Origin of the sequence: Rhodococcus sp. EPR-147 (assembly GCF_001647185.1) — a bacterium.
Lineage (GTDB): Bacteria > Actinomycetota > Actinomycetes > Mycobacteriales > Mycobacteriaceae > Rhodococcoides.
This window is the reverse complement of the sequence record NZ_LVCU01000168.1, coordinates 1-9,658: the sequence shown is the minus strand read 5'-3', so window position 1 is coordinate 9,658 and position 9,658 is coordinate 1. Positions and strand designations below refer to the sequence as shown.

The 9,658-nt window shown below is 64.0% G+C and carries 9 protein-coding genes and 1 pseudogene; 4 read left to right on the top strand and 6 right to left on the bottom strand.

Going from position 1 to position 9,658, the window contains the following annotated elements; all coding sequences use genetic code 11:
- The 5 genes from A2J02_RS08700 to A2J02_RS08680 all read right to left on the bottom strand — a co-directional run.
- A partial coding sequence (locus tag A2J02_RS08700; protein WP_068049332.1) for a 1-acyl-sn-glycerol-3-phosphate acyltransferase occupies nt 1-531 on the bottom strand: 531 nt, incomplete at its 3' end.
- 44 nt (nt 532-575) lie between these two features.
- Nucleotides 576-1,484 carry an alpha/beta fold hydrolase gene (locus A2J02_RS08695; protein WP_068049330.1) on the bottom strand — a complete coding sequence of 303 codons (909 nt, stop codon included), beginning with the start codon at nt 1,482-1,484 and terminating at the stop codon, nt 576-578.
- Between the two features lie 36 nt (nt 1,485-1,520).
- The gene (locus tag A2J02_RS08690) at nt 1,521-3,314 is read right to left on the bottom strand and encodes an FAD-dependent monooxygenase (protein ID WP_068049328.1); all 1,794 of its coding nucleotides are present in this window, start codon (nt 3,312-3,314) and stop codon (nt 1,521-1,523) included.
- Nucleotides 3,311-4,237, bottom strand: coding sequence for a fumarylacetoacetate hydrolase family protein (locus A2J02_RS08685; protein WP_068049327.1), 927 nt, complete (start codon nt 4,235-4,237; stop codon nt 3,311-3,313). The genes A2J02_RS08690 and A2J02_RS08685 overlap by 4 nt, the downstream gene beginning before the upstream one ends.
- A gap of 41 nt (nt 4,238-4,278) precedes the next feature.
- The gene (locus A2J02_RS08680) at nt 4,279-4,914 is read right to left on the bottom strand and encodes a VOC family protein (RefSeq protein ID WP_068049325.1); all 636 of its coding nucleotides are present in this window, start codon (nt 4,912-4,914) and stop codon (nt 4,279-4,281) included.
- A 117-nt stretch (nt 4,915-5,031) separates the two neighbouring features.
- Here A2J02_RS08680 and A2J02_RS08675 point away from each other — a divergent pair, with 117 nt between their 5' ends.
- The 3 genes from A2J02_RS08675 to A2J02_RS08665 all read left to right on the top strand — a co-directional run bounded on the left by A2J02_RS08675 (nt 5,032) and on the right by A2J02_RS08665 (nt 8,800).
- Nucleotides 5,032-5,670, top strand: a complete 639-nt coding sequence (locus tag A2J02_RS08675) for a TetR/AcrR family transcriptional regulator (RefSeq protein WP_197477978.1) — start codon at nt 5,032-5,034, stop codon at nt 5,668-5,670.
- Between the two features lie 258 nt (nt 5,671-5,928).
- Nucleotides 5,929-8,283 carry a transketolase-like TK C-terminal-containing protein gene (locus A2J02_RS08670; RefSeq protein ID WP_068049322.1) on the top strand — a complete coding sequence of 785 codons (2,355 nt, stop codon included), beginning with the start codon at nt 5,929-5,931 and terminating at the stop codon, nt 8,281-8,283.
- A 31-nt stretch (nt 8,284-8,314) separates the two neighbouring features.
- Nucleotides 8,315-8,800: a 2-oxo acid dehydrogenase subunit E2 gene (locus tag A2J02_RS08665; protein WP_082898714.1), complete on the top strand. Its 486-nt coding sequence runs from the start codon at nt 8,315-8,317 to the stop codon at nt 8,798-8,800.
- Between the two features lie 50 nt (nt 8,801-8,850).
- On the opposite strand, the gene A2J02_RS08660 is transcribed toward A2J02_RS08665, so the two are convergent.
- Nucleotides 8,851-9,282, bottom strand: a complete 432-nt coding sequence (locus A2J02_RS08660) for a type II toxin-antitoxin system Rv0910 family toxin (protein WP_068049319.1) — start codon at nt 9,280-9,282, stop codon at nt 8,851-8,853.
- A gap of 140 nt (nt 9,283-9,422) precedes the next feature.
- Here A2J02_RS08660 and A2J02_RS08655 point away from each other — a divergent pair.
- Nucleotides 9,423-9,658 (top strand): annotated as a pseudogene (locus A2J02_RS08655) (oxidoreductase); the annotation flags it as partial.

Sequence of the window (9,658 nt, the reverse complement as noted above, 5' to 3'; positions counted from 1 at the left end):
TGCCGTCTTGTTCAATCGGAGCGCCTTGGCGATGCGACGACCACTGCTGAGGACGAGGAGTGACTCACCCGCGCCCGCGGTCACGACCGGAACTATCGGCACCCCGGCTTCCATCGCGAGACGCGCGTAACCACTGCGTCCGGCGAAGACGATTTCGTTTCGGTGCCGCCACGACTTCAGTGCATCGAGGTCGCCGCCGGGAAAGACCAGAACATTGTGTCCCTGCTCGAATGCGTCGAGAGCGTTCTCTCGCGCGGCCGGCCGCGCGCCGAACGGCTCGAGCAATTTCCCGGCACGCAGTGTCCACGCGATCTGGTGCGTCAACGCGATGATCTCCCTGGACAGGTTCAGATCGTCGTACGCAGCCGAGAACGCGAAGACGTTCAGATCGATCACTCCGCCGAATCCGTGATTGCACACGAACAGTACGGGCTCGTCGGGAACCGGTTGCGCCACGGACACTTCGAGGCGGTTGTACAGACGGACCGCATTGATGCCCATGGCCCGAATCGCGCGAGGTACTTTGTGCATGCGCGCACTGTATCGGGGACCGCCCGCATCCGTATCTGGATCCATCACGTCCGGTCGTTCAGAAATGCCTCGAGTTCGGCGAGGAATCGCTCGGGCATCTCGATGTGGGGCCAGTGACCTGTTCCCTCGATATCGACCGACGAGGCAGCGGGAACCGCCTTCAGGAACCGCTCGACGTCGGACGGCGGAGACAGGGGGTCTCCCGGTCCCCTGATGATCCGCGTCGGACACGTGATGCGGTGCAGATCGGCGCTGGGGTCGCTCGCGACAGTCGACAGCAGGGAAGGAAACGACCCGGTCGCGCCCAGTTTGGCCATGACCTGTTCCATCACCTGCGGATCCAGCTGTCGCGGTGCCTCCACGAACGGCCCGAGCACCAAAGACAGCGCAGTGGGCGAATGCGCAACTCTGCGGGCAAGGCGTGCAGGAAGCGGCATACCGATCGTGACCAATTCCATCAGAAGCGTTGCCACCGAGCGTGGTTGGTTGCGAAAGGTCTTGACCGGGCTTCTCGCCAGGCCGGTGAGCGACAGAATGGGTCCACCGGTGATGACGAGTCGCTCGACCAGATCGGGGCGCTCGATCGCCAGGCGGGTGGCCACGATGGAGCCCATCGAATGCCCGACGACGGTCGCTCTCGGTACCTCGAGCGCATCGCACACCGCCGCCACCGCACGCGCCATGCCCTCGAAACTGACACCGGCACGCGAGAATTGCGAGTCACCGAACCCCGGAAGATCGACTGCGATCGCCCGATGCGTCCGCGCCACCTCCGGCAGGATCTCGACGAACCAACGCCAACTCGCCGCGATCCCGTGGAGGAAGATCACCACCTCGCCGCTGCCGCTCGGGTTCAGATCGACCAAGCGAATTCGTTTGCCCTCCACGAGAACGTCTCGTGTCGAGCCCTGCCAATCGATGCTCTGCCAACGTACCCGGTCGGGATTGGGCATTGTCTCTCCATCTCTCGTGCGACGCTGCGCAGACAGTCAGATCCGGGACCGTGCGACGTCGTACACGCTGCGCCACCGTGTCTCGAGGAAATCGGCCAGCGTCGTTCCGGCCTCGCTGGCCGAACCTGTTGTACGCCAGGCAACATGTCCGTCGGGTCGCACCAGTACCGCCCCGGAAGTACCTACCTCGTACAGGTCGATCAACCGGTCACGATCGGTGCCCGACGGCGCGTCGGCTGCAACCATGACCACCCCTGGGCCGCCTGCGTCGAGCTCGGACACCACCGGATCCCACTCGCGGCCGGCAAATGTCAGCAGCGTCAACTTGTTTCGATCCAGAGTGCCGTGCGCATCCACCGAGGTGCCGTTCACCGACAGGACCGCGTGCGGAAGGCGGGCACCGGGGTACGTGGTGGGCAGGTAGTCCACCACGTCTTCGGCAGGCTTGGTCGCAGGATCCTGCGCGATCAACGAACTGGCGTACAGATAGCCGAACTGCAGGCCGATCGAGACGAAATGCTCCACCTGACCCGGAATCGCGTCGGCGATCTCGCGGCGAAGCCGAGCCGAACCGGGCGCGCCGGGGTTCACCTTCTGCGAGCGCGCCATCTGCCGCCGTGTCGCCCCCGCGGCCAGTGGCGCGATCAACTTTCCTGGAATCTTGTTCAGCGGTGGACGTCCCATCACCTGTGTCGCCTTCGCCAACATCTTGTTGGTGATGCCCACTCTCTTGCCGATGTCGTCCATCCGGAAATGGTTCGCCACACTCTGCTCGGCGAACTTCTCCACCACCGGGCGGCGTTCCGTCTCGTAGGTGTCCAACAGGGAATCGGAGGCGTCGCCCGACAGCACCGCGTCGAGCTTCCATGCCAGATTGTGGGCGTCCTGAACACCCGAGTTCAGGCCGAAACCGCCGGTGTGCGGAAACCGGTGTGCCGCATCGCCGAGCAGGAACAAACGACCTTGTCGGAACGCATCGGCGGTCTGCGAGGTCATCACCCAGGTTCCGGTCGATTCCAGATCGAACTCGTGATCGCCCAACACCTTCGGCAGTGTGCGCAACCAGAACGCTCGACTGTCCTTGGCGATCTCCTGCTCGGGGTGCAGGTAGGCGGTCATCAGAATGTATCGATGGTCGGCGTGCGCGATCATCACGCCGCACAGCTCGGGCGTGTAGATCCAACTGAGCAGCGGCCGAGCATCGTCGGGAAACAGCGTCTTCGAGGTGAAGAAGGCGCTTCCCATGTTTGCCAGCACCGGTCCGGTCAGACCGACCCCGGTACCGTCCCTGGTCGCACTGTTGGCACCGTCGCACGCGAGCACGTACTGGGCCTCGATATCGGTGATGCCACTCGCACAACGCCCACGAACACGAGCGCTGGACGAGTCGGATTCGACGGACTCGACAGCGCAACCGCGCCTGAACTCGACCAACGGTTCGGCGTCGAGCGCATCCCACAGGGCAGGCATCAGCAGATGCTGACCGATGTGCGAGACCAGGAACGGGCTCTGGCTCTCGACGATGGCCTTACGCTCGGGGTCCGAGAGCAGGTCGATCGAACCGATGGCCTCGTCCGCGAGATCGCCGTACCAGCTGATCAGATTGACCGTCTCGTGCGGTGGCGACATCGCAGCGATGGAGCGGGCCAGCTCCGGGCTGCACTCGTTCCAGATCTCGAGGGTGCGCGCATTGATCACGTGCGCGGCAGGATGGAACAGCGGCGCACCTCGTCGCTCGAGCACAACGCTGCGAATCCCTCTACGCGCCAACAGCAATGCGGCGGTACAGCCGGCCGGTCCCGCCCCGACCACGACGATCGGCGCAGTCATCGGACCACCGTCTCCTGAGTTCCCAGATCGATGGTCCCGTCGGTGGTCTTGATACCGGCGGTGATCACGTCGTCCACCGAGAGATATTTCGGATTCTTCGCCTGCCGGGCGAAGAAGAACTTCCACTTCAGAGCCGGTGGAATCAGCTCACCGATCTTCTGCACGATCCTCGGTGGCGCGGAAATGGCTGTCCCGATGGGAGTTCCGGTGAGGAGGACGTCACCGGCGGTCATGTTCTGAAAGCGGGCCAACCTGGTGAGCACCTCGGCCGGCGGAGTGATGAGGTCGTTGCCGATCGTCTGGTCCTGGCGGGTCTCGCCGTTGACGGCCAGCGTCATGTGCAACTCGGGGATGCGGCGAAGCTCGTCGTTGTCGAGCAACACCAACCTCGGGCCGAGCGGGGTGAACGTGGGATACGACTTGCTCTCGTAGACCTGGACTTTCGTCAGCTGGATCTCACGAGCGGATACATCGTTGGCCACGACCACACCGGCCACGTAGTCCGAAAGGTTGTCGTCGGTGACCGTCGTACCGATCGGGATCTCGGCACCGACGACGATTCCGAGTTCGATCTCGTAATCCAGCAGCGCTACCTCGGCCGGTTGACGAATGGGATCGAACGGGCCGGAGACCGACGCCGAGGACTTACGAAAGAACGTCGGCTGCAACGTGTTCGGGTCGGAGCCGGCATCGATCGCGTGGGATCGATAGTTGAGCAGCTGCGCCACCACCCGGCACGGCGTGGTGATCGGAGAGACGAGCTCTAGCTCGCCGACACTCGTACCCGCACCCGACGCACCCGTGATGGCACCGCGGTCGGCGAGAAGTTCGCGGGTGGTCTGGGCCTCGGTGTCGATACGGATTGCACGGTCGCCGTCGAGACGCCACCAACCGTCGACTGTTCGAACTACGTTGACAGACATGTGATTCTTCCTCCCCCTCGTTGGATCAGCAGCTTGTTGTGTCACAGAGTTTTCGGCGTGATGGTCTTCTTGTTCGCGACGACCGGACGCCCGGGCCGAGTTCCGGCCTCGCGTCGGCGAAGCTCCTCGTGGGGCACGCCGTTGCGCAGCTGACTGAGCAGGTAATCGGGGTCGATGTTGACGCCGATGGGGTTCTTGGCGAACTCCTCGGTGAAGAAGAATGCCGCGGTGTTCTCGGCGTCGAAGTTCTCGACCTGGAACTCGAGCCGCACCCCGTCGGGATCCTCGTAGTAGAGCGAGATCGTCGGCCCGTGATTGATCGACCAGACGGGGAGGATGTCCATTCGCTTGAGTCGCACATAGTTCTCCAGCAGCCGCTCGAGGGAGTGGAACGTCAGCGCGATGTGGTCGATTCCGTAGGCCTTGCGCCTGAACTTGGCGAACGGGAACAGGAACCTGACGGGCTTCGGCACTGCGATGATCGCCAACCGGTGCGACTCGTCGTCCCAGGTCAGGAACGTGATTCCCTCGTCCTGATAGACGATCTCGGCACCGAACACCGCTCCGTACCACCGCACCATCTCCTCGGTGCGAGCGGACTTGACCACCCAGTGGGCGATGAGATCGGGCGCCACCCTCGGCGCTTTCCGACTCCCTGCATCCTGCGTCGTACTCATCGAACGACCTTTCTTCGGGTCAATTGTTGTGACCGACGCTACGTCCACTTTGACTACTGGTCAAGAATTTGAACGAAGGTCAGGATGGTCTGCGTGTGGTGCGCTAGTGTCGGATCGGTGTCGACCAACCCGCCTCCCGGAGCCGAGCGGTCCCACCGTGCCCGCCCTCGGAAAGACCGTCGCCAAGCGCTGATCGACGCCGCGATCGAGCTCCTGGCCGAGGGCAAGAGCGCCGACATCAGCGCAGCGGCCATATCGCGTCGCGCAGGAGTGGCCCACGGGCTGCTGTTCTACTACTTCACCGACAAACAGGGCCTCGTCGCGGCAGCGCTGGCCGACGTCCTGGCGAACCTGGCCGAATTCCAGGAACCCGAGGCCGGTGAGCAGTCCGTGCGGGCCCGCGTGGAAGGTTTCGTGCGCCGACACATCGAGTTCCTCGAACGACACCGCGCCCTCTACGTCCGGGTGATCCGCGAGGGAGAACTGGGCGATTCCGTCGTCGAAGACGCCGTCCGGAAGGCCCGCGCGGAGGGCGCTCAGCAGGTCGCGGCCCTCGCCGAGCTCTCGGAACCCCTGTCTGCGTTGCAGAGTGCCGCCATCTCCGGGTGGACCGGCTTTCTCGATAGAACGGCCGACGCGTATTTCGACACCCCCGATCTCGAACTCGATGCGGTGGTCGAATTGATCGTCGACACCTTCGAGGCTGTCGTGGCGGCAACACACTCGCCTCTGGAGACGGGTAATCGGGATCAGTAGGACCAAGGTCGAGCCCCTCACAGGACTCGAATTGAGCAATCTGCACCATTCGAACGGCAACACTTGCGCAGCTGGGTAGACGCCTGGTCCACTGTCCCCCATCGCAGCTCAGTTGCACTCTCTCGGCGATTCGCAACCCGAACGCCTGCCCGGGCCACCGGACCACACTCGGTCCCGCGTCGTCCGCGTTCTCATTCACCCTCTCGGCCTCGGCCGGCATCAGGACGTTCTTCACCGTCGACTCAGGAGCCCTCTGTCATGACCAGCATCAGCCCCGCCGACCGCCGTTCGTCTGCCGGTGACGGCGAAGACCTGCACGACATCGCTCTGCGGGTGCTGTGGTTGTCGACGTCGATGATTCACCATGCCAATCGAATTCGGCCCAATCCGACAGGGTTGAAGGTCGGCGGCCACCAGGCGTCCTGCGCGTCGATGGTCTCGATCATGACCTCACTGTGGTTCGAGCAGCTGCAGCCCGGCGACCGCGTGTCGGTCAAACCCCACGCCTCGCCGGTGCTGCACGCGATCAACTACCTTCTGGGCGAGTTGGACGAGAAGTACCTGACGACTCTCCGCTCGTACGGCGGACTGCAGTCCTACCCGTCCCGGGCCAAGGACCCCGACACCGTCGACTACTCCACCGGATCGGTCGGCATCGGTGCCACGGCCCCGATCTGGGGTGCGATGTCCCGACGCTTCGTCGAGGGTCGGTTCGGTGCCGATGATTCCGCCCCCAGGACATCGGGATTCAGCGGACGGCAGTACTCACTGGTCGGTGACGCCGAACTCGACGAAGGCGCAGTCTGGGAAGCCGTCATCGACCCGGGCATCACCGAGCTCGGCGAGATCGTGTGGATCGTCGACCTCAACCGGCAGTCGCTGGACCGAGTGGTCCCCAACATCGCGGCGCGGCGGCTCGAGAAGATGTTCGACGCTGCCGGCTGGCAGGTCATCACCGTCAAGTTCGGCCGATTGCTCGAAGACCTCTTCGCCAAGCCGGGCGGCGACGCACTCCGCACCCGAATTCTGGACATGCCGAACCCCGAGTATCAGCGCTTGCTGCGCTGCAGCGCCGACGAGGTGCGCACCCGCCTTCCAGGATCCGGGCCCGACGCCGCAGCGATCGCCGAACTGATCGCCGATCTCGACGACACACTGCTGACCGAGTCGATTCGCAACCTCGGCGGACACGATCTGGATGCGTTGCGCGAGGCCTACTCTCGCATCGACGACACCCGGCCCACCGTGATCGTCGCGTACACGGTCAAGGGCTTCGGTCTGCCCACTCAGGGACATCCGCAGAACCACTCCTCACTGTTGACCGTCGACGAGTACGCGGAGCTCGCTCGCAGCCTCGACCTGGATCCCGCTGCGCCGTGGGGTCGCTTCGACGACGACAGCGCACCGGGACGGCTGTGCGCTGCCACCGCGGAACGGCTACGCCGCGAACCGGTTCCGGCGTCGAACCCCCCTGCCGTTCCCACCGACATCGGGCGCACACCGAAGGGCACCGCCACCACCCAGGCTGCCCTCGGCCGCACACTGATAGACCTCACGCGTGAGGCCCCGGAAGCAGCGAAAAGGGTTGTGACAGTGAGCCCCGACGTCAGCTCCACCACCAACCTCGGCGGCTGGGTCAACAAAGTCGGTGTGTGGTCCTCGTCCGATCGGCACGACTGGTTCGGTGACGACGCCGAGACGATCATGCACTGGCGCGAGGGACCGAGCGGTCAGCACATGGAACTCGGCATCGCCGAGACCAACCTCGTGGGACTGATGGGCGAACTCGGTGCCACGTGGAGCCGATGGGGACAGCCGCTGTTCCCGATCGGCGTCATGTACGACCCGTTCGTCGAACGCGCCCTCGAACCGTGGTCGTACGGCATCTACGCCGGCGGTCAATCGATCCTCGTCGGCACTCCGTCCGGAGTCACACTGGCTGCGGAAGGTGGTGCGCACCAATCGATCAAGACACCGTCGATCGGTCTCGAACAACCCGGCTGCATCAGCTACGAACCCGCATTCGCCATCGACGTCGAATGGACCCTGCTCGCCAGCATCGCGCGGCTGGGCCGGCCCGACGGAACCTCGGCCTACCTACGGTTGTCGACGCGACCCGTCGACCAGTCGAAGGCCGACGTCCCCACCGACCCGGCGGCACGAGAACGTCGCCGACGCCAGGTCGTGGCCGGCGGATACCCACTGGTGCGTCGGGACGGTGCGACGGTGACCATCGCGGCGATGGGAGCAGTGATCACCGAGGCACTCGAGGCCGCCGAGCGATTGAGCAAGGTCGGCGTGATCGCAGACGTTCTGTGCATCACCAGTCCCGGCGAGCTCTACCGCGCGCTGCAAGCCAGGCAAGGACGCGGTGTCGGTGAATCGTGGATTCTCGATCAACTCCTGCCCGCCGATCGAGCGACGCCCATGGTGACCGTGCTCGACGGCCACCCGCACACTCTGGCGTTCCTCGCCACCGTCAACCGCGTGGCCTCGACATCGTTGGGCGTGAGCAACTTCGGGCAGGTCGGATCACTCGACGAGGTGTACAAGCACCACAAGATCGATACCGACTCCATTGTCGGTGCCGCACTCGACGTCACCGATCACTGACACCCGCCCCATCGAGCACACGAAAGAAGACATGACAGCGACCGTCACCACCGACACCGTTGCGATGCCCTCGCTCGGTGAGAACGTCACTTCCGCCGATCAGGAGCCGGAGGTCGCCGCACCCACGGCCGACCGGATCGAGAAGCTGCCCCGAATCAGACGAACCATCGCCACCCGAATGGTTCAATCCCTGCACACGGCAGCGCAATTGACGACGGTCGTGGAAGCCGAGGTCTCCGCGATTGCTCGGGTCAGGCGCGAGAACAAGGACTCGTTCCTGCACCGAACCGGGAACAAACTGTCGTATCTGCCGTTCTTCGTCAAAGCTGCGGTGGAGGCGTTGGCGGACAATCCCGTCGTCAATTCCTCGCTCGATGCCGACGTCAGCACCGTTCCGACCGTGTACCTCTCACTGTCGTACGACCACCGCATCGTCGACGGTGCCGATGCCGCCCGCTACCTCGGTGACGTCAAGCGCAGACTCGAAAGTGGCTACGCCGCAGATCTTCTCGACTGAAACTTGCACCCCACGATCGCCCCGCTCGCAAGAGCGGGGCGATCGGCGTTTCACGCCAGGTACTCCGCGAGTCCGTTCAGAGTGGCGGTGAGCTTCTTCCTGAACGTTCCCTGTAGCGCCTTGCCCACCACTCCGAACAACAGCGGACTGGTCACCTCCAACTCGAGCGTGACGGCTGATCCGCTGCCGCGGGCGGCGCAGTTCATCGTCAGCCGAATCATCGATCCGGTGGATCCGGCTCCCACCAGAACCAATTCCTCCGGCGCACGCAGACTTTCGACCTGGAACTCGATGGTGTCGGTGATGCTGGCGATCTTGATCTTCTCGACTATCGTCGACCCGACCTCGAGGTCCCTCGGGGGCGTCTGCACCCACTCCTCGTGCAAGGCATGCCACTTCTCGAAGGTGATGACGTCGGACAGAGTTGACCACACCTCGTCCTGAGGGGCGGAAAGCTCCTGCGTCATGGTGATGTTCAGCATCCGGGGTCCTTCGTTCGACAACGGTGTTCCCACAACTACGCCATACGATTGACACGAAGTCAATATTGACATGAAGTCAACGCAAGCCTACGTTCGTGAGACACGCCTCACAGGTACGGGGCCGAACCGAAAGCGACGCCATGACGACGACCGAAGTACCGACCGTTGCGACCGCAACCGATGTGATTGCCAATCTCCGAGCTCTCGTGCCCGATCTGAAGGCCGGAGCCGCCGAGAACGAGAAGGCACGACGCCTCTCCGAGGGCACCGTCGACGCCCTCCGCCGCGCGGGCGTATTCCGAATCGCAGCACCGGCGAAGTTCGGTGGACTCGAAACCGATCTGCGCACCATGCTCGACGTCTCGGCCATCATCGC